The organism is Salinimicrobium tongyeongense, assembly GCF_026109735.1.
In the GTDB taxonomy this organism is placed as follows: Bacteria; Bacteroidota; Bacteroidia; order Flavobacteriales; family Flavobacteriaceae; genus Salinimicrobium; species Salinimicrobium tongyeongense.
Map to the genome: position 1 here is coordinate 2,073,489 of NZ_CP069620.1, position 20,242 is coordinate 2,093,730.

21 protein-coding genes are annotated in these 20,242 nt (G+C 41.9%); 9 read left to right on the top strand and 12 right to left on the bottom strand.

The window, feature by feature from the left end; genetic code table 11:
• Window positions 1-100: 100 nt before the first annotated feature.
• The 7 genes from JRG66_RS09210 to JRG66_RS09240 all read right to left on the bottom strand — a co-directional run bounded on the left by JRG66_RS09210 (window position 101) and on the right by JRG66_RS09240 (window position 6,360).
• On the bottom strand, window positions 101-553 hold the full coding sequence (locus JRG66_RS09210; RefSeq protein ID WP_265162476.1) for a DUF6730 family protein: 453 nt from the start codon (window positions 551-553) through the stop codon (window positions 101-103).
• A gap of 11 nt (window positions 554-564) precedes the next feature.
• Window positions 565-1,437 carry a relaxase/mobilization nuclease domain-containing protein gene (locus JRG66_RS09215; RefSeq protein WP_265162477.1) on the bottom strand — a complete coding sequence of 291 codons (873 nt, stop codon included), beginning with the start codon at window positions 1,435-1,437 and terminating at the stop codon, window positions 565-567.
• Window positions 1,434-1,730 (bottom strand): mobilization protein MbpA, encoded by a 297-nt coding sequence (gene mbpA / locus JRG66_RS09220; protein WP_265162478.1) that lies wholly within the window; start codon window positions 1,728-1,730, stop codon window positions 1,434-1,436. Before mbpA ends, JRG66_RS09215 begins: the two co-directional genes overlap by 4 nt.
• Before the next feature lie 143 nt (window positions 1,731-1,873).
• The gene (locus JRG66_RS09225) at window positions 1,874-2,722 is read right to left on the bottom strand and encodes a DUF8464 domain-containing protein (protein ID WP_265162479.1); all 849 of its coding nucleotides are present in this window, start codon (window positions 2,720-2,722) and stop codon (window positions 1,874-1,876) included.
• A gap of 323 nt (window positions 2,723-3,045) precedes the next feature.
• Window positions 3,046-4,251 carry a primase-helicase family protein gene (locus JRG66_RS09230; protein ID WP_265162480.1) on the bottom strand — a complete coding sequence of 402 codons (1,206 nt, stop codon included), beginning with the start codon at window positions 4,249-4,251 and terminating at the stop codon, window positions 3,046-3,048.
• 151 nt (window positions 4,252-4,402) lie between these two features.
• A complete protein-coding gene (locus tag JRG66_RS09235) occupies window positions 4,403-5,617 on the bottom strand; it encodes a site-specific integrase (protein WP_265162481.1) in 1,215 nt (404 codons plus the stop codon).
• Window positions 5,618-6,015: 398 nt separating this feature from the next.
• Window positions 6,016-6,360 carry a hypothetical protein gene (locus JRG66_RS09240; protein ID WP_265162482.1) on the bottom strand — a complete coding sequence of 115 codons (345 nt, stop codon included), beginning with the start codon at window positions 6,358-6,360 and terminating at the stop codon, window positions 6,016-6,018.
• Window positions 6,361-6,640: 280 nt separating this feature from the next.
• On the opposite strand from JRG66_RS09240, the gene JRG66_RS09245 reads away from it, so the two are divergent.
• Window positions 6,641-8,113: an AsmA family protein gene (locus tag JRG66_RS09245; RefSeq protein ID WP_265162483.1), complete on the top strand. Its 1,473-nt coding sequence runs from the start codon at window positions 6,641-6,643 to the stop codon at window positions 8,111-8,113.
• A 160-nt stretch (window positions 8,114-8,273) separates the two neighbouring features.
• On the opposite strand, the gene JRG66_RS09250 is transcribed toward JRG66_RS09245, so the two are convergent.
• From JRG66_RS09250 to JRG66_RS09260, 3 genes are all read right to left on the bottom strand, one after another.
• Window positions 8,274-9,179, bottom strand: coding sequence for a geranylgeranylglycerol-phosphate geranylgeranyltransferase (locus JRG66_RS09250; RefSeq protein WP_265162484.1), 906 nt, complete (start codon window positions 9,177-9,179; stop codon window positions 8,274-8,276).
• A gap of 8 nt (window positions 9,180-9,187) precedes the next feature.
• Entirely contained in the window at window positions 9,188-10,126 is a 939-nt protein-coding gene (locus JRG66_RS09255) for a mevalonate kinase family protein (RefSeq protein WP_265162485.1), read from the bottom strand.
• Between the two features lie 233 nt (window positions 10,127-10,359).
• Window positions 10,360-11,445: a diphosphomevalonate decarboxylase gene (locus JRG66_RS09260; RefSeq protein WP_265162486.1), complete on the bottom strand. Its 1,086-nt coding sequence runs from the start codon at window positions 11,443-11,445 to the stop codon at window positions 10,360-10,362.
• 270 nt (window positions 11,446-11,715) lie between these two features.
• On the opposite strand from JRG66_RS09260, the gene tnpA reads away from it, so the two are divergent.
• Together tnpA and JRG66_RS09270 are read left to right on the top strand one after the other, a co-directional pair.
• Complete coding sequence (gene tnpA, locus JRG66_RS09265; protein WP_265162487.1) at window positions 11,716-12,213, top strand: IS200/IS605 family transposase; 498 nt, start codon at window positions 11,716-11,718, stop codon at window positions 12,211-12,213.
• Window positions 12,214-12,373: 160 nt separating this feature from the next.
• On the top strand, window positions 12,374-13,189 hold the full coding sequence (locus JRG66_RS09270; RefSeq protein WP_265162488.1) for an SDR family oxidoreductase: 816 nt from the start codon (window positions 12,374-12,376) through the stop codon (window positions 13,187-13,189).
• Here JRG66_RS09270 and JRG66_RS09275 read toward each other — a convergent pair.
• Window positions 13,170-14,405 (bottom strand): BaiN/RdsA family NAD(P)/FAD-dependent oxidoreductase, encoded by a 1,236-nt coding sequence (locus JRG66_RS09275; protein WP_265162489.1) that lies wholly within the window; start codon window positions 14,403-14,405, stop codon window positions 13,170-13,172. The two genes, JRG66_RS09270 and JRG66_RS09275, sit on opposite strands and share 20 nt — an antisense overlap.
• 126 nt (window positions 14,406-14,531) lie before the next feature.
• Here JRG66_RS09275 and JRG66_RS09280 point away from each other — a divergent pair, with 126 nt between their 5' ends.
• The 6 genes from JRG66_RS09280 (at window position 14,532) to JRG66_RS09305 (ending at window position 18,199) form a co-directional block, all read left to right on the top strand.
• Window positions 14,532-15,389, top strand: coding sequence for an SDR family oxidoreductase (locus JRG66_RS09280; protein WP_265162490.1), 858 nt, complete (start codon window positions 14,532-14,534; stop codon window positions 15,387-15,389).
• 46 nt (window positions 15,390-15,435) lie between these two features.
• Window positions 15,436-15,957 (top strand): DUF421 domain-containing protein, encoded by a 522-nt coding sequence (locus tag JRG66_RS09285; RefSeq protein WP_265162491.1) that lies wholly within the window; start codon window positions 15,436-15,438, stop codon window positions 15,955-15,957.
• On the top strand, window positions 15,957-16,223 hold the full coding sequence (locus JRG66_RS09290; RefSeq protein WP_265162492.1) for a SemiSWEET family sugar transporter: 267 nt from the start codon (window positions 15,957-15,959) through the stop codon (window positions 16,221-16,223). The genes JRG66_RS09285 and JRG66_RS09290 overlap by 1 nt, the downstream gene beginning before the upstream one ends.
• A 107-nt stretch (window positions 16,224-16,330) precedes the next feature.
• On the top strand, window positions 16,331-17,011 hold the full coding sequence (gene gntA, locus JRG66_RS09295) for a guanitoxin biosynthesis heme-dependent pre-guanitoxin N-hydroxylase GntA (protein WP_265162493.1): 681 nt from the start codon (window positions 16,331-16,333) through the stop codon (window positions 17,009-17,011).
• Window positions 17,012-17,013: 2 nt separating this feature from the next.
• On the top strand, window positions 17,014-17,634 hold the full coding sequence (locus JRG66_RS09300; protein WP_265162494.1) for an FMN-binding negative transcriptional regulator: 621 nt from the start codon (window positions 17,014-17,016) through the stop codon (window positions 17,632-17,634).
• Entirely contained in the window at window positions 17,618-18,199 is a 582-nt protein-coding gene (locus JRG66_RS09305) for a DUF1989 domain-containing protein (protein WP_265162495.1), read from the top strand. The genes JRG66_RS09300 and JRG66_RS09305 overlap by 17 nt, the downstream gene beginning before the upstream one ends.
• Before the next feature lie 430 nt (window positions 18,200-18,629).
• On the opposite strand, the gene hemN is transcribed toward JRG66_RS09305, so the two are convergent.
• Window positions 18,630-19,994, bottom strand: coding sequence for an oxygen-independent coproporphyrinogen III oxidase (hemN, locus tag JRG66_RS09310; protein WP_265162496.1), 1,365 nt, complete (start codon window positions 19,992-19,994; stop codon window positions 18,630-18,632).
• Between the last annotated feature and the right edge of the window lie 248 nt (window positions 19,995-20,242).

Sequence of the window (20,242 nt, forward strand, 5' to 3'; positions counted from 1 at the left end):
GATTTGCCCCCAATCTACCATAACTTACCTGCGCCGGATCCTGTGCTGTTTTTATAGCGTACGGGAAGTTAAGCGTTAAGTAAAAACAGCATAGGGCGCATTATGGTGAGTTCTGGTTTTGGAACCATTCTTCATAATCTGCTTTTATCTCTGGTTTTTCCAAAAGGTATTTACGATAAATAAGGCTCTCTTCTTCTGTATTTCGATAGCTATTATTTATTTCCTTTTTCGATTCTACGACTAGCAAGGTGAGATACCCGATCAAAGTCACTAGCAGGATTAGAAAACTTCCAAATAGAATTCCCAGGCTCTTGGGGAGTAGGTAAGCCTTCTTCAATTTCTGATCAATTACTTTGAGTGCTTCTGCAGTCAGGACATCTCTTTTCTCTTGCTTCTGAAAGAAAAAATTCAATTGGTTTTTTAGTACTTCAGTAGAAATAGGAATGCTTCTATTGTGGAGCTCATTCGATAACTTCTGCAAATGCATTAGGTTTTTCCTGAACTCATCCATTTCATCAGTCATGAGTTCCATGATTTCATCTAGCTTCTTCATCTTTAATGTTTTTAAAATCCTGCACCCATTCCTGTATCTAAGGCCCTTTTAATTGCTTGCTTCATAAGATCTTTAGTTATTTTGTTTATTATACCGGTGCTGAGCTGAATAGGGCTGTCAAGTAACTTCATAGTCTTTGGTGCCTCCCGTAATCTGGTGTACCTGTTGTTTTGGGAAATGGCCAAAATGATGTTGTTGCCATTCATTGAACGATGGATCTGACTTCCTTTTAAATTGATTCCTTTGTATTCAAACCTGAAACCCTGCAGTTGATTTGCCTTATTGATACTTGGCAGAACCCTTACCTGGTGATTCTTCATCTTCTTTAGGTATTCATCTAGGGACTTCGGTTTTGCCTGGAGAACCTGTTGATGAATATGTTGAACCTCCTTGCGTAAGTGCTTTAATTCCTCCAGCTTTTCCTTTTGAACCTCTCTTGCTCTTGTCAAGTTCATCTGCTGGGCTACTTTGTCTGCAGCCACTTGGCTCCGTTTTCCGATAAAGCTGTCTTTGTAGAGCTCTCCGTTTAAAGCGATTCGGTTGGTGTATAGATGAATGTGCAGGTGATGTTTATCCCGGTGAACAAAACCTATCGATTGATGATTTTGAAGCTTCATCTCTTTAATAAATCTTGAAGTGATTTCATTCAGCTTTGTGCCGCTTAGATCCTGTCCATCTTTTATTGCCGGACTTAGTACAAAGCTCAGGGTGTTATTCTTACAGCGTTCGTTCTGGGATTGAATAATTCTAAACTCCTCCGTGATCTCACCAGGAGTATCTCCAGCCAGATGTTCTTTAAAGATCACTTCAGCTCGTTTCTCCTTGTTCCAGCCGTAATTCATGGAAGCCAGGGTATGGGAAATGGATTTTCCTTTGCCAATCATTTCTGAAAATTTTGGAGGTGTGTTCTTATTTCTTCTGCAAGAGCCATAACCTCATGAGCCAGTTTGGGATCTCTCTTATTGAACATATTTCCAATGCGAACAAAGTTGTTCTTGTATTGGACCAGCATTTTGTAGTAGTCCAGTTGTTCGGGTGTCAATCTTTCGGTCACTCCTTTTCCAAAGGCAGTTGATCTGATGTACTGTGAAAGGGAAATTCCTGCCCGGGCCGCTCTTTTTTTGAGTAGCTTTTTCTCGTAGATCGAGCATCGGATCTGGATGAATTCCCGTTTCATAAAAGTTTTGCGACCATCGGGAGTAAAAGCAAGATGTCATGACAATGACACATCTTGAATTGCTCCTCAAAAAATTAAATTACTTCCATCTCAATTATTGCTTTTTCAGCAGTTAAACAGTTTTTATTTCAGGATAAGAGCTGTCAGTTGTTCATCTGGATCAGCTTCTTATTAAGGTCTTTGTAGCCTTTGTAAAAATCACTTCCATCTCTGCAATTGGAAAAGTTCGACATTAGATTTTCAGTTGCTTCTCTTCCTAAAGTATCGTGGTCCAGGTACAAAGTGACTGAACGGTACTCCTTAAAAAGCGGTAGAACTTGGGGTAAGAAAGAGAGAGAATTCAAAATCACCAGGTCGGAAGTTTGTGCTTCCTCTGGAGAAATAGTGGCCAGGGATAAAAGGTCGAACATTCCTTCCAATACAATAAGCTCACTCCATCCACCTTCGATCTGGGAATAACTTTTGGGAGCTGTAGAGGTTTTACAATACGAATTCCGAAGTTCCCATCCACCAAGGTTATTTTGAAGTCCCAAAGCATAATATTGTTTTCTGTTGCACTCATACCGGATTTCCCTACAGAAGGTTCTGGCCACCTCGATTGGTATGCATCGGGACTGTAGGTAGTTTTCCAAAGAAGGATTTAAAATGGGGCGAACCTCCAGTACTTTGTTTTTTGATCTCCGGTTTTGTTTCGGAATAGTTGGTTCTGGCTGACACGAACTAATAAGCGGTAAACCATCTGATAAATATGCCAAAGCTTCAGTTACCGGACATTTAAGTATCAGGCATACCAGGTCAACCACGTTACCTCCTTTTCCAATTCCGAAGTCATACCACCTGTTAAGTCTGGAGGAAACTTTTAAAGAGGCCTGAGTTTCTGACCGCAGGGGACTCAGAAACCAGGCTTCTTTTTCCGATTTTCGACTGGGAAAATGCCCTAGCTTTGCCAGCGTGCTAACGATGCAAATGCTACGGGCTCTTTCACAGTTCATTCTTTTTGTTTTCATCAGCATTTTATTTACACCCATTTGTTGTTTTTTAGCTACCGTCTTTTTTTATCCTTTTACTGTCATCATTTTTATTTTTGATGACCTTTTGATGACAAAATGATGACAGCCGGAACCCTTGCTATTACTGGTCTTATCTTATTCTGTCATCAATTCATCAAAAATTAGAAGTATTTCAAAGTTTTTCTTTCAAAAGCAGCCTTCATTTTGATGAAACGATGACAGCGCGTGGGAACCCTTATGAATGCTGGGTTCACCTTGTCATCGTTTTGTCATCGTTTCATCGTTTTTGATTCAGAAACCGAAAATCAGCTGAACTTTCGATCCTCAAAATTCTCCATCAGGAAATTTTTATTTATAGTGAAATAACGGCCTTTAGCATCGGTGAAAGTAGTGCTGCCATCACTCCAGATCACAAACTTTCTGTAGTGATTTGAATTCGGCTGGTTCTCCAGTTTCCAGTCCTTCTTCAGGATCTTTCTGATCTGGGTAAGATCTGTTCGAAGCCTGGTCTTACTGATAGCATTGAGAGCATCCATCGGACAAAGATCCAGTTGGTCCAGGTCGTGATTCTCCATTACCATGATTAAAATACCGGCCAGTTCTCTTTCCACCCGGTTCAGGTTGTTCTGCATGAGTTTCTTGAGAGCAGGTGTTTCTATTTGTTCAGCAGAAAACCACATCCGGGTTTGGTGCCTGGTAGAGAGTTTTCGGTTCTTTAGAAAGTAGAGGAAAGCCTGTACTTCAGAAGCCAATGCCTCAAGGAACTGGGTCTTTTCTTTTTTTACAGATGGCACCTGGAGCACCCAGAAGCGGGTTTCATGGTGGTCGATCTTGATAAAGTTCTCCTCATTGTTGCTGCAAAGGATGAATTTCCCGAAGAATTCCACCTCCCGTTTATCCTTTCCTTTAGCTTCGAGTTTATTAATATTGGTGGTGCTTAGGTATTTTATCCTTTCCGTAAGTTCTTCTTTGTTGAACAGAACTTCATCAATACAGATCAGGAGCTTATTAGCCCAGTCTGAATTAAATTGGCTGGTAAAGCTGTCGTTGGTAAGATAGGTAAGGTTGTTCTCGAAGATCAGCTTCAGCCATTTTAAGAAAGTACTTTTCCCGGTAGATCGTTCCCTGGAGACCAGGCAAAGAATTGGAAGAGTCTGAGTTGGCTTTACAAATAAAAGTTGCAGATAATCCAAACCCAGGTCATAATGGTCTCCGAATATATGTCTCACAAAATCCAAAGAAAGGTTGCAATCTCCTTCCGTCACTTCATGGCTGAGTGGGGCATAGGTGTTATAAAAGTTGTGGTGGGAATATTTAAAGTTCTGGTGATCGGGAATACACGTAAAGCCATCAAATTTTGGAATGCCAGCCAAATAAGTTTTCCCGTGATCCTGGCGAATGGTTTCAATATTCCAGGGCACCAGAGATTCATTTCCATGACCGGAAATGCTCGGAGCTTTAACCAGTTTGTAGTACTGAGTGCCTACTCGTATGTAGGTATATGATTCCATCACCTATTCCTTTGTAATGACAAAGGAAAAAGGATAATTTCTTCATTAGCAACTTCTAGGTAGACATTGGGAGTTTTCTAGGTGATTTTTATACTTAATTTAAAGGAATCCCGAAAACACCAAAAAGTATTCAATGAAGTTTGCTGAGATATTAGAAATCAATGACACTATTTAATGCTTTGTCTGTCTCTTTGTTGATGAAGTAGGATTGGTACATCATGGTTGTAGTAACCGAGGAATGCCTATATAGTTGCTGGAGCATCTGAACTGGAATCCTATCTCCTGCAATGTTACCAAAGCTATGACGTGCAATGTGCATGCTCAGTTTTTTTGTTATACCGGCTTTTTCAGCAATCTCAGCCAAAAAGGCGTTGATGACTCGGTTGGCTCGTTTAGATTTGTCAAATATTTTCTTTTTGTTGCTTGGATCAATCATTTTAAGTTCAGGAAAGATGTAGTCATTTTCTTCGCGTTTATTTTCGATGTATTCCCTCAAAATATTAGTTACCTTTTCAGGTAATTGTAAAGACACTAACTTAGAATTTTTGTTCATGGTATAATGAATTCTGTTGTCATAGATATCACTCCATCGCAATTTTAAAACATCGGCGATTCTTATTCCGGCGAGATAAAAACTAAAAAGCCAAATATTTCGCGCGTGATGCTGCTCACTTGTTAGATCTCTAAGATTTTCAATTTTCTTTATTTCTTCTCTCGTTAATCCTACTTTATTAGCTTCAGGAAATTTTATTTTTATTTTGTCCTTTCCGAAGGGATAAAATTTTCCGTCTACCAAACCACTTCGAATTGCCCTGTTGAAGAGAAGTCTTATGAGAACGAGGTGATTTGCAATTGTGCGCTCAGAAATGGTCGGTTTATTCCTTAAATAGGCGATATACTTTTTGAGGTAATTTTCATCTAGATCCAGAAATGATAGGTGTTTTGATTTATTGAATTTGGAAATATGCCCGATAATAGCTTTGTCAACTGAAAGTCGGCCATAGTTATTACTTGTTCTAATCTCTTTTAGATGTGCATCAGCTGTATCAAAAAAGTTATTATTCCTATTTTTAAATGAAATTTCTTTTTTAATCTGGGAAGCCGAATAATCTTTACGTTCGGCCTGGAGCTCAAGTAAAATTTTGTTTGTCTCGGCCAATTTTGTCAACAGTAAGGTATTTAATCGGCCAGCATAGGGATGGGACTTTTTTACCAAGCATTTTGTGTCATCCCAATACTTTTGTTCAATACAATGTCCAACAAATAAATAGGTAGACTTACGAAATTTGGTAATGCGGATTGCCAGAGGATAAAGACCTTTTTTGTTTGGCTTTTTTCTGAGAATTATAGATGCACTAGAGTTCATACTCAAGGTTTTAGACTGACTCTAAGATAGGATTTTTTGGTACAACATAGGTACAACATTTATTCATTTTGAATGAATTCATTTGATATTATGTAAAATAAAAAAACCCATAAATCCTTGAAAATCAATGGTTTCATGTTTTTTTGGTTAATTAATTTGGGAACTTAGGATCTAGTGCCTCACGGTGTGAAGGTTCGAGTCCTTTCGCCCGCACAGCTAAAAGCCGACTTTAACGAGTCGGCTTTTTTGTTGGTGAATATTTTCGTAATTCTCTAAATTTGACGAAACTTTGATCCGTTAATTCTGAAGATCTTTGCTTTACAGAATTCCTGGATGCAGAACATAAAAGCCCCGGAGGTCGTCCGGGGCAAAATTATAAACCATATTCAACATTTCAGTTATGCCACCTGTGAGAGGGCGCCAGGAGTATGGTTGTAATAGTTTAATGAACTTTGGTAAAAGTTCAGGCTTCTTTTATCTTTTTTGATGCAGGAAGAAAGGAACCTGTCTAAATCTTGGCACTCAAAGTTAACGGTGGTGTATTGATGTGGAGCCATGGGAATTTCGGCTTTTATTAGCTGTTGCCTGTAATCTATCTCTACACGACGTGCCCCAAAATACATTTTAATGATCCCCTTGTGCAGAGAACTGTACTTTTCCATTTCGCCTTCGCAGTTTGTACAGCTATCGTGTATAAAGCTCTTGAATTCTTCAATAATTTGAGAGGGTTGAAATGATGTCATGAGGCAGATTATTTTAGGTTAGTTATTCATTTTTACAGAGCCTAAATTAAAACTTCAGGTGTTAAATAAATTCTAATAAAATGTTGATTAATAAAGAATTAACAATGGAGTAACATTGCTGATGAAAAGTTATGAAAGATTAAGAATAAGTACGTATTATCTTACAGAAACTATTAACAAATTTTCACGTATTTTCAGTATAAATACTTTTGTAAGTTTCTTGCTTAGATAGTGTTAATGGCATTTGAAGGAAAAATACTATCTTCAGAAAAAAATGAGCGTGAGTAATAAGAAAAAAGCGGGTTGGATAATTGCAGGGGTGGCGGGACTGGTTCTGCTTTTCTTCCTGGCAAACCTCTATGTGAAGAACAAAATTGAACAGCAGCTTGATGAGCAACTGCAGGCTACGGCTTATAAAGATCTTTCAGTAAATATCCTTTTTAACAGGTTTAGTGTGGAAGATTTAAAACTGGACCGAGAAAGATTTTCAGGAAATATTGAGGAAGTAAAACTATCCGGACTTTCTTATTCGGAATACCTCTTTAATAACAACATTGTAATAAACGAGTTTGAACTAATAGGACCGCAAATCACGGTTTTTCCGAAAGATTCTTCAGCAAAAGAAACATCGGGGCAACAAAAGCTGCAAATAAAGAATTTGCGGGTCAAAAATGGCAAATTTAGTCGGCAATCTGCAGATACGACTGAAGCCACGGTTTACGCCCATGTTACTTCGGCCGCAGTTGAAAATATACACTCGGGCATGCAGCTTTCCACTCTAAAATCTTACCAGCTCGAAGTGGACAGTCTTTTCCTGAAAATGAACCCCGAACATTACATAGATGTGGGCAGGCTTTCAGCAAAAAACGGGCAGGTGGAGATTTCCGATTTTAAAATCCGTTCATTTTTCAACAGGGAAGAATTTGTACAGAGAATTCCGTACGAAAAAGATTACGTGAGGCTCGATGTAAATGAAATCAAACTCGACAGTCTCCACTTTGAGATGCGAAAGGATTCTTTGTACTTGCGCAACTCTAAAATGACGCTAGCCGGTGCCAATCTCAATATTTACAGGAACAAACTGGTGGCCGATTATCCCAATGTGAAGCCGCTTTACAGCAAAATGCTGCGCAATGCCCCAATTTTTATCAATTTTGAGAAGGTAGTGGTTAACAATAGCGAAATTGTGTACGAAGAGCAGGTGAAAGCCGGGGAGCAGCCTGCCATAGTGCGTTTTGCCGCGGTTAAAGGCGAGGTAGACAAGCTTCATAACCTGAAGGAGCTGTCTTCGCAACCCAGAATTACTGCCAGTGCCGATTTTATGCAGGGTACACCGGTGAGTATAGACTGGACTTTTCCGGTCTTCAGCGCGCAGGATAAATTTCAAATTTCGGGGAATTTTGGTACTATTCAGGGAGAGGCCCTTGATCCTTTTCTCGTCCCTTCGCTCAATGCCCGCGCCCGCGGTACTATAAATAGTGTCTATTTTAACTTCTTTGGAAATGATGACGTGATGCAGGGCGATTTCCGAATGGAATATGACGACCTAAAAGTGGAGCTGCTTACAAAGAAAAAGGAGGAGAAAAAGGGTTTTTTGAGTGCCATTGCCAACCTTTTTGTAGATAACGAGCAGGAACCCGAAGAGGGCGGTAGCTACGATGTGCAGGTAGAACGCACTAAGAACAAATCTTTCTGGAACTTCGCCTGGAAAGGGCTTAGAGAAGGCCTGCTAGACGCAGTGGGGCAGCTTTAGAAAGGATTAAAGATTAATGTTTATTGATGAGTTTCTAGTCTTCGGGAAACCCGGGGAATTAGTTCTCGGTTCCGCCAGAGCTGAGGACAGTGAAAAGAGAATGAAGTTTATTTTTCTTAACTACTTTTAATGTTCAATATCCAATATTCCTTATATAATCCTAAAACACTCTGCTCAACAGCGCCTCCACATCTATTAAGAGGATACTAAAGACCCCCGCGACAATGATAAATTTCAGCAGGTTATGCAACAGCAAATACTGCCACTTTGCCCGACTAAAATAGAGGATCAAAAGAAAGAGAAGCAGCAAGGCCACAGCTCCATAGAAAAAGTAATACATTTTCCCTATCTCAAATGTAAAAATGAGGAAATACACCGGGATCATAGAGAGAAAGGTTAAAACCGTGAGCAGGCCTTTACTCAGGTTTTCCCCATAAACTATAGGTATGGTTCTATACCCCTGCACCAAGTCTCCTTTCATATTTTCCAGATCCTTCACCATCTCGCGCATTAAAATAATGAGGTATAAAAAGGCTGCATGGACGAGAATAACGGTATCGAAATTCTTATAGTAAAGAAAAACAGCAAAAAACGGGGTTATGGTTATTACAGATGCGACCAGGTTATTAATAAAAAGAATTTTTTTGAGCCGGTGCGAGTAAAACCAGATGGCAAAAATGTAGAGAGAGAAAAATACCACTGCCCTAAACGAGATATAACTGGCAAAGAAAATCCCGAACATATTGAGCAGAAAGTATACCGAAAGCTTTGTCCGCTGACTCACAAACCTGTCCAGCATCGTCTTTTGCGGCCGATTAATGAGATCTTTTTCGCTGTCGTAAAAATTGTTGATGATATAACCCGAAGCCGCCACCGAGGCAGTTGCCAGCACCATAAAGAACAGGTTAGGATCAAAAAGCACCTGCCTCACCGGCAAATCGTGCGCAAGAATAAAAATGGAAGTAAGGTATTGGGCAATAACCAGCACCAGGATGTTATAGCCCCTAATAACCGATATAAAGCTGAGAATCTTGAGCAGAAGCCGCTTTTTGTATATAGAAGCCATGTATCGCTTTAGAAGTTGTAGACTACTTCCAGGCGGTAATCTTTTAATGCTTTTCTTGCCTTTTCAATGTCTTCGGTAAACCCGAGGATGTAACCACCGCCACCCGAGCCGCAAAGCTTGAGGTAATAGTCATTGGTCTCAATTCCATTCTTCCAGAGTTTGTGGAATTGGGCCGGGATCATGGGCTTAAAATTATCCAGTACCACATGTGAAAGTTTCTTCATGTTTCCAAAAAGGGATTTTACGTCACCTTTTAGAAAATCATCAACACAGGCATCGGTATGTTTTACGAATTGATCTTTCAGCATTTTCCTGAAAGGTTCCTGCTTCATGTTCTCCATGAAAATGTTCACCATGGGAGCAGTCTCACCAACAGATCCGCTATCGAGAAGGAACACCGCACCTTTTCCGTTTTGCGTTTGTGACGGTATCCCGGCAGGTTCAATATTGTCTTTAGAGTTGATGAGGATAGGAATACTCAAATAAGAATTCAATGGATCAAGACCTGAAGACTTCCCGTGGAAAAATGATTCCATTTCCCCAAAGATCTTTTTCAGTTTTAAGAGTTTTTCTCTTGTAAGATTTTCAAGCACCGTGATCTTTTCAACCGCGTATTCATCATAGATCGCCGCTACCAGAGCACCACTGCTCCCCACTCCATATCCCTGCGGAATGCTGGAATCAAAGTACATTCCCCGGTCAATATCGGCCTTTAATTCGGCAAGATCAAACTGAACCAGTTCTGGTTGTTCCTGCTGGAGGTTCTCCAGGTAAGCTGCAAACCGCTTCAGGCTCGCGTTAGAAATCTGTGCTGCTTCCGAAGGATCTTCATCAACCTTTAAAGCCCCATTGTAGAAGTTATATGGAATAGATAAACCCTTGGAATCCTTAATGATCCCATATTCTCCGAAGAGTAAGATTTTAGAATAAAATAAAGGTCCTTTCATACTGTTCATCTTTTGGGGCAGGAGTCGTACATCTGCTATACATCCCTCTACAAACTACTCAAAGTTAGCAAAACTAAATAACATCCGGCATACAACTTTCTTTTAGCCACATGATTGTGATCAGTTTATGATAAAACCATGTTAAAAAAAGACTTGTACCGTATAAAGGTTGCAAATATAATTAATTAATCCGTAGGCAATTACTTTGTTTTTCAGCAAATTAGATTCAACTATCAGGCCAATTTCTTCGCGCCGCTGCCTACTCTGTCATTGATATACTGGCCGTTCTGGCAGAATTGTTTTAATTCTGCTTCAATAAATTCAAGCGTTTCCTGCGCCTCTTTCTCCGGAAAAAGCAAATGAACATTAGCACCCGCATCAAGAGTAAAGCAAAGATGCAGCCCGGTTTCTTCCCTAAACCTGAAAACTTTGTTGATAATTGCCAGGGTGTTAGGCTTCATAAGGAGAAAATACGGCTGACTCGTCATCATCATCGCGTGCAGGGTTAAGGCTTCACTTTCCACCACTTTTATAAATGCTGAAAGATCGCCGCTGCGGAAGATCTTTTTGAGCTTATCTAGGTTGTCGTGCGCCTGCCTGAAGCGGGTTTCGGCATAAGGATGATCATTCATAAGATCATGCCCCAGTGTACTGCTCACCTGTTTTTCACCTTTATCTACAAGCAAAATGGTGTCGCGATAATTCCTGAAGTTGTCATGCACCTCATCGCGAAAAGGAACCCCGTATAGATCACTGCTACGATAAATATTGTTGTGCATGCCCCACACAACCAGCTCCCCCTCAATGCTGCGGCAGGCGCTACCCGATCCCAGCCTTGCCAAAAATGAGCTTTTTCGGGTGAAATATTCTTCATCCATTTCGGGATTCAGTCGTCTTTCGAGGCTCATAAGACAAAGTGCAAGCGCGCTCATGCCGCTGGCCGAAGATGCAATCCCGCTGCTGTGCGGAAATGAATTAGAAGTTTCTATAGTAAATTCATAGTCTTTCAAAAATGGCAAATATGGCTCCACTCTTTGCATGAACTTCAGGATCTTTGGCCGGAAAGCATCTTTTTCCTCGCCTTCAAACAGCAGCCTGAAATCGAAATCGGCAGCAGATTTTTGTTTCTTCTGAAACTTCAGTTTAGTCGTTGTACGGCATGAATCGAGTGTAAAACTTATGGAGGGATTCGCCGGAATTTGGTTTTCCAGCTTTCCCCAATACTTCACCAGGGCAATATTACTGGGGCTTTGCCAGGTTACCTCCCCCTGCTCTATCGCTGCCGGGTAGGTCTTCGGAATAAAATCTTTTTCGGTCATAACACAAAGATAGATTTTCCTAATAAAGGCTTTAGGAATCCGTGAATTTAAATCACTTCAAAAAAAAGAAAAATAACAAACAAAGTTATCTCCTTATTTATAGCTTAATATGCTATTTAAAAGAGGGAATAACTTTTACAACTCCTGTGTGTTCAAAATTTCTTATTTTAAATCATTGTTGTACAAAAGCATATAAGCCAATAAAAGAGAGTATGAAGCCCCGAAGGGGGCACAATATGCTAACGATGGGCGCAGCCCCTCGTATAAAAAGTGAAGAATATTAGGAGCCCTGATAGGGGCGTAATATGGTGCATCATGGGACAGTCACTTGTGAAAAATTATATTCACCTGGTCTTTAGTACCAAACATCGGCAGCCATTGATATACCCACCTGTAGAAGCAGAACTGTACAGTTATCTGGGCGGCATTTGTAATAAACTCGACTGCCAGGTAATAAAAATCGGAGGCTATTTTGATCATATCCACATACTTTGTATGTTGTCAAAAAAATTAGCACTTGTAAAGCTACTTGAAGAATTAAAATCGCATTCATCCAAATGGATAAAAACCAAAGGTGAGGGGTATGAAAATTTTTACTGGCAAGATGGATACGGAGCCTTCTCAGTGAACCCTTCTGAGGTAGATAAAGTCACCATTTACATTTCAAAACAACACGAACATCATCAAAAAAAATCATTTCAGGATGAATATCGGGATTTTATGAAAAAATACCAGGTTGAATTTGACGAGAGATATGTTTGGGATTAAAAATTATGCCGGTTAATCACGCCCCTACAGGGCTTTGGTTAGGGTGGTCGCTTTAATTTTATACATCCCGTTTTACGGGATGCTGGCATATCATGCCCTTGCAGGGCTTCTATTTTTTATTCTTCCACTGCATGTGGGGTTAATCCAAAAAAAAGAAAAAATGAAAAAAACCATCCTCATTACCGGTGCCTCCAGCGGGATTGGCCGGGCCACAGCAAAACTTTTTGCCAAAAAAGGCTGGAATGTTGCCGCGACCATGCGTTCTCCCGAAGAAGAAACTGAACTCAAAGAACTTCCAAACCTGAAGCTTTATACCCTCGATGTCACAAAAAAAGAACATTTGCAAAAGATCATTTCTGAAGTGGAAAAGGATTTTCCGGGTATAGACGTGCTATTCAACAATGCCGGTTATGGTGCCGTGGGTGCGTTCGAGAAATCTACCGAAGAAGACGTGCTCAACCAGTTTAAAGTAAATGTCTTTGGTGTGATGGATCTTACCCGCCAATTTATCCCCTATTTCAAACAGAAAGGGGAAGGTATGATCATCAACACCTCCTCTGTGGTGGGCAGGTTTACTATTCCGCTTTACAGTTTATACTGCTCCAGTAAGTGGGCGCTTGAAGGTTTTACTGAAGCTTTGCAATATGAACTAAAGCAGTTTAACATAAAAGTGAAAATGATAGAACCCGCAGCCATAAAAACAGATTTTCATGGGCGTTCGCTTAAGACCTTTGAAAACGATGCCGTGAAAGGCTATGACAAAATGGAGAAAAATATTTTAAGCGGTATGAAAAAAAGAAATGAAAAAGCTCCCGGTCCCGAAGTAGTTGCAAAAACAGTTTTTAAAGCCGCTACAGATGGCAGCCAAAAATTAAGATATCCTGCCGGAAAAGGTGCCGGAGCAGTACTCATCGCCCGAAAGCTCCTACCCACTAGCTGGTTCAATAAAATGGTTTTTAAACAGCAGAATCGGTAGTCATTGCCATAGCTGCAAGATATCCGCCGGTCCAGGCATTCTGAAAATTAAAGCCGCCGGTGATGGCGTCGATATTCAAAACTTCACCTGCCAAAAAAAGATTTTTGCAAATGCGGCTTTCAAAGGTTTTAAAGTTCACCTCCTTTAGCTCTACACCTCCGGCAGTTACAAATTCCTCCTTAAAAGTACTTTTGCCATGTACCTGAAAAGTGGCGGAAATAAGCTGCTGCTTCAGTGCTTGGAGCTGCTGCTTGTTAAGATCGGCCCAACGCAGCTCGGAATCAATTCCCGAAGCACTTACCAGGCTTTGCCACAGCCTTTTTGGCAGCTCAAAACGGGCAGTTTTATGCGGGGATTGTTTTGCAGCTAGCTTTTTTAACCGCTGCAGTTCCTCTTCCACTTCTTCCGAATAAATTTCGGGAAGCCAGTTCACTTCGATCTCAAAATTCTTTTTGTCACTCAGTTCTCTTGCGCCCCAGGCGGAAAGTTTCAGAATCGCCGGACCACTCATGCCCCAGTGGGTGATGAGCAAAGGGCCGGAAGTTTCCAGCTTTGTTCGTTTCAGTTTCACCACAGCATTTGTAGCTACCCCGGGCAGCTCTTTTATCCGGCTGTCGGTTATATTAAAGGTGAAAAGCGATGGCACCCCGGGAACGATCTCATGGCCCAGCTCCTGCAGCAGGTTCCATATCTTCGGGTTACTTCCGGTGGCTACCAATACTTTTTTGGCAATGAAATTTTCTGCGGAAGTTCCTATTTCCCAAAGGTCATTTTTCTGCTTCAGGCTTTGAACCACCCGTTTGGTAAGCACCTCAATTTTTAGCCTTTTTGACTCCTGTAGAAAAAGATCAATTATGGTTTCTGAAGAATTGCTTTCCGGAAACATTCTGCCGTCTTCTTCAATTTTTAGCGGCACGCCTCTTTTCTCGAACCACTCGATGGTATCGCCGGTCATAAAGGAATGAAACGGCCCGCGCAGCTCTTTTTCGCCGCGAGGATAGTTTTTTGCGAGCTCTTTTGGAAGAAATTCGGCGTGGGTGACGTTACACCTTCCGCCCCCCGAGATACGCACCTTGGTCAGCACATCCTTTCCTCTTTCCAGGATGCAGATTTTAGCTTCCGGAGCCATTTCCGCAGCATTTATCGCAGTGAAGAATCCGGCGGCGCCACCGCCAATAATTACAATATCAAAAGAAAGAGGTTCCAAAAATGTCATTTTTCAGCCTCAAAGATATCAATTTAAAAGACGTTATTCTTTGTTTAAAGCTGCGCTAAATCTTTCTTAAACCTTCGGCAGCCTTAACCAGGGTTCTATAACTTTAAGTTTCAAAATGTTGAAACCATGAGCAAACCGAAAGACCTTCCGAAGCAAAAGCAGGAAAAACAACCAGGAAAGCAGCAAAAAATGCATCCGGAACCCGAAGTGATCCGCAAAGACTATAAAGGCAGTGATAAACTGAAGGGAAAAGTTGCGCTTATCACCGGTGGCGACAGCGGAATTGGCCAAAGCGTGGCAGTGCATTTTGCAAAAGAAGGCGCCAGGGTGGCCATAGTATATCTTTCTGAAGATAAGGATGCCAATGAAACCATCAACATGATCGAAAAAGCAGGCTCTGAAGGCCTGGCCTTAAAAGGTGATCTTAAGGATGAAAAATTTTGCGAAGAAGTGGTACAGAAAACTGTAGATAAATTCGGTGGGCTCAACATCCTGGTGAACAATGCAGCCATGCAATTTCCGAAGGAAGAGCCGGAAGAAGTCACTCCGGCGCAGGTGAGAAAGACCTTTGAAACTAACATTTATCCTTATTTTTTCGTGGTCAATGAAGCTCTAAAACACCTGAAAGATGGGGATAGTATTATCAACACAACCTCGGTGACCGCATACAGGGGGAGTGAACATCTTTTGGATTACTCGAGTACCAAAGGAGCCATCACCTCCTATACCAGGTCCCTGTCAAAAATGCTGGCAGAGAAGAACATTAGAGTTAATGGTGTTGCGCCCGGACCAATCTGGACGCCTTTAATCCCAGCCAGTTTTGATGCAGAACATGTGGCCGAATTTGGTAAAAAAGTTCCGCTTGGAAGAGCAGGACAACCCAGCGAAGTGGGCCCGGCTTATGTTTTTCTGGCCAGTAAAGACGCGAGTTACATCACGGGGCAGGTAATCCACGTGAACGGCGGCGAAGTGGTGGGCGCCTGATAAACCTGATATTTTTACCCTGTTCTCTTAACCAATTTATGATATTATGGAAGAATGGTTTAACATAGGCTGGAGAGCTGTTATTGCTATTTTGGTAAATGCGGTAGGAATTTACATCGCGATCATCCTTTTTACCCGCCTCGCCGGAAAACGAAGTTTTTCAAAAATGTCGAGCTTTGATTTCGCCATGACGGTGGCCATAGGTTCTATGATCGCATCTACAGTGCTTTCCAAAAATGTGAGCCTGGCAAGCGGAATTCTCGGGCTGGCACTCATCTATGGCCTGCAAATGAGTGTTGCTTTTTTCCGAAGATATAAAGGAGTAGGTAAAGTGGTAGATAATTCTCCCCTTATGCTTATGGATGGGAAGAATATTCTAACAAAAAACCTGCACAGGGCAAAGGTCACCGAAGGAGATCTAAGGTCAAAGCTGCGCGAGGCAAATGTGCTGAACCTCTCACAGGTAAGGGCCGTGATCTTTGAGGCCACAGGAGATATTTCGGTGCTGCACAGCGATAGTGAAGATGAGGTGCTCGAAGACTGGTTGCTAAAAGATGTAGAGCGGTAATGATAGGCTGGACAGAAATACTGGGCCTCACCGCGGGCGTTTTTACCACAGCGGCAGTGACCCCGCAAATTTGGAAAGCCTGGAAGACCAAAGAGGTAGACGATGTTTCTCCCGGAATGTTCTTTGTGCTCATTACCGGCCTGGCCCTTTGGGTGATCTACGGGTTTATCGAAAAAGACATTCCCATCATTGCAACAAACGGGGTAGCTTTTATGCTCAACAGCTTTATGCTTTTCCTTATTTACCGCTATCGCAATAAAAACTAACTCATTAGGTGAAAAGCTGTTAATCTTACTTAAAACTCCACTAAGGGATTCTTAAACCTGCTGAAAACGACATTTTCAGATAGTATTTTTACTGAAATACATTTTTTATGTCCCAGGTAAAAGAACAGCAAATTTCTGAAGTTTCATCTGCAAAATCCCAGTTTGAAGATTTTATAATTGGCAACAATCACCCGTGCCTCATGGCCCAGACGGTGTTTAGCATGGACAAGGTTGACTTTCACGAGTACGATAACTTCGGAAGCCGGGAAACCGCGAAAGCTATACTTGCCGACCTTAAAGAATATATCGCTGCTTACGATTTTGAATCTAATGATTTTCTCACTTTTTTAGTCGGTTTTAAAGGCAGGCAGCATTATTCCGAAGAAGAGTTTGAGCAAACGCTATGGGCACAGCTACAGCATTTGCACGAAGTTGACGATACCCAGTGGGATGAGGCGGTAAGCCCCGATCCCGAACACAAAAACTTCAGCTTTAGCCTGGGCGGAAAGGCTTTTTATATTGTAGGCTTACACCCAAACAGCTCTAGAAAAGCAAGGCAGGCGCCTTACCCTGCCATCGCTTTTAACCTGCACTGGCAGTTTGAGAAGTTGCGGCAAATGAATACTTACCACACCGTAAGAGACAAAATTAGAGAAAGGGATATTGAGCTGCAGGGGGAGATCAACCCAATGCTCGAAGATTTTGGCGAACGCAGCGAAGCCAGGCAGTATAGCGGCCGAAAAGTTAGAGAAGACTGGAAATGTCCTTTTCTTCACGGAAAAAAATAAATATGTTTCGGCAAAAGAAATATCTCAAAAAAGATCCGCAGTACGTTTTCGATTTTATAGACCAGCATCCCTTCGCCAGCTTTGTGCTGCAGGGGGAAGACCTGCTGGCTACGCATATCCCGGTTTTAATTGAAGGTACTCCCGAAAAATTCAGGTTATACGGGCACATTGCCGAAGCCAATGAGCAATATAAATTCCTGAAAGACGGCCTTGATGCCCTGCTCATCTTTCACGGTGCCCACGGCTACGTTTCTTCGTCCTGGTACAAAGACATCAACATTAGCACCTGGGATTATTCGGCCGTACACGTGAATGTGAAATTGAAATTGCAGTCGCAGCAGGAGCTCGAAGAAAGTCTTCAAAAGCTCATTGGCAGGTTTGAAAAAGAGCAGAAATGCCCTATTTTCTATAAAGATCTGCCCCGAGAGATGATTGATGATCACCTTCCGCTCATCACCGGGTTTTGGTGTGAGCCGGTAAAGGTGCAGGCTATAGTAAAACTCCACCAGGGATTTGATAAAGACGATGTAAACTCGGTAAGTGAGCATCTCGAAGCACGGCAGGACCCCTTATCTTCAACATTGAGCAAAAACATAAAAAAGGAACATGGTACAGGTTATTGAAAAACAAACAGGCGCAGCCTTCAAGCTTCAAAAAGGGCAAAAATTAAAGGTCATAGATCCGCGGGGAGAGCAGGTGAGCGATATGGTGCTGTTTAATGCGGAAGACCCAGGGGAAAAGATTTCTTCAGGGAAAACCATGGATTTTGAAGAAAGTATACTACTCACCAAAGGAAACTGGTTATGGAGCAACCGAAGCCATAAAATGATGAAGATCCTGGAAGACACCAATGGCCGCAATGATTTTTTACTCGCCCCGTGCAGCCCCGAAACCTTCCAGATCATGTACAACAACCCCGAGTACCACCCCAGTTGCTTTGAGAACCTTTATACCAATCTTGCTCCTTTTGATATTGAGCCCGATGATGTGCCCACAGCTTTCAACATTTTTATGAATGTTCAGTTTGACGAAAAAGGAAAGTTGAGCGTGGAAGCGCCATTAAGCAGGGCTGGGGATTATGTGCTTTTTGAAGCCGAAATGGACCTCATTGTTGGCCTCACCGCCTGCTCTGCCGAAGACAGCAACAACGGCAGCTTTAAACCCATTCATTACGAAATCCTGGATTAGAAAATTTCTTCGGAAGAAAATTCCTTCCCATTGATTTCCTTTCTTAAGAAAAGTTTGAGTAAAGGACAGGAGGTTTTTGGAATAATTTAGCCTGGTGTTCTCAGCTCTTTCACAGCTTCTCTTCTTCCGAAGCAGAGGGTAATACTCTCTAAATGAGCGAAAACAAATAATTGAAATAAAGCGCTGCAATCACTCCAAAAACAATAATTGACAGAAGGACGGCTTTGTTGACTTTGAACTTCATTTAAATTTTATAGGGTTTTAAATGTAAGAATTACAATATTCCTCACCAGAGCCTTAACATAATGTTTGGTTGCTTCTTTATATTTTTTCGATCAACAGCAAATATCCTCGATAAAGCGCATCAGGTTTTTTCTCAATAAACTCGAAGTTGACCTGAAAGTAACTGGATTTTAAATCTAAAATTTGTCTAAACCGTCATGGAAAACAACCTCGTTTCAGGTTTATTTCTTTGAAGCAGCAAATCAAAAGCCATGCAGATGTTCCTTACAAAAGGCCGCCCCGATTCTTTTACGATGAGCTTTTCATCCCCGAATTCCAGGAGGCCGTCAGCTTCCATTTCTTTCAGGCTTATGAGCACTTCAGGAAGTTCCGGGAATTTCATTGCATTGTCTTTCCACGAGGTTTCCAGGTTGCACATTAAATTGAGAATGTGCTGGCGTATCTTCTCATCTTCCGCAGTGAGTATATGTCCGCGGTAAAGGGGTAGATCGCCTTTTTCGAGGATCTCGTAATATTCTTCAATGGTCTTGACATTCTGCGCGAACCCGCTCCAGCTGTCACTAATGGCCGAAACTCCCAGGCCAATCATTACTTTGGTCTTTGATGAGGTGTAGCCCATAAAGTTGCGGTGCAGCTTTCTGCTTTCCATGGCCTTGTAGAGCGAATCGCTCTTTAGGGCAAAATGATCCATGCCCACTTCTACATAACCGGCTTCGGCCAGCAGCTGTTTTCCCACTTCATACATCTCGCGTTTTACAGCGGGCTTTGGCAGGTCTTCTTCCTTAAAGCCGCGCTGCCCGTTCCCTTTTATCCACGGCACGTGCGCATAGCTGTAAAAAGCGATCCGGTCGGGCATTAATTCCCTGGTCTTTTCAATGGTTTCCTTTACGTGCTCTACAGTTTGGAATGGCAGACCAAAAATAAGATCGTGCCCCACCGAGGTATAACCCATTTCCCTGGCAGCTTGCGTGGCATTTTTCACATTCACAAAAGGCTGAAACCTGTGAATGGCCCGTTGCACCTCAAAATTATAATCCTGCACCCCGTAGCTCACACGGTCAAAGCCCAGGTCGTAAAGTAGCTGCAGGTGCTCCTGTTTGGTGTTGTTGGGGTGGCCTTCAAAGCTAAAATCCACTTCTTCTGCCCGCACAGCTTTTTCGAAAAGTCCGTCAAGAAGAATTCTAAGGTTTTCAGGGGAAAAGAAAGTGGGTGTTCCTCCCCCCAGGTGAATCTCCTTTATCACCGGCTTTTCCCCCAGCAGGTTCACATACATATCCCACTCCCAGAGCACCGCAGCGATGTAGGGCGACTCCACTTCATGGCGTTTGGTAATGCGCTTGTTACAGCCGCAAAAAGTACACAGGCTCTCGCAAAAAGGCAGGTGGATGTAAATACTAATCCCCTCTTCGCTGTTGCTTTCCAAAAATGACTTTTTCAGGCGCTCTTTATACTGCGCTACCGTAAATGCAGCTTCGTTCCAGTAGGGCACCGTGGGATAACTGGTATACCTGGGGCCGGGAACGTTGTATTTTCTAATCAAAGCTGTGCTCATACCTCTTTTCTTTAATGCAAAGGTAAAGGGAACATGGAGCCTATAACATGATTTTAATCAGGTCAAAAATGTCTGAATTACAAAGGCTTTCAAAAATGTCATTTCTGAAGCTTATTTCTGAAGGTGTTCCCAGTTGTGGGGAAGGAGGTGCTGAAATGAAATCAGCATATTATGGGTTTTGTGTCCACCCGAACTCTTAGTATCCGTCAACCTGTCCCGATGCTAAGAGGCTCGCGAAAAAGAAATCG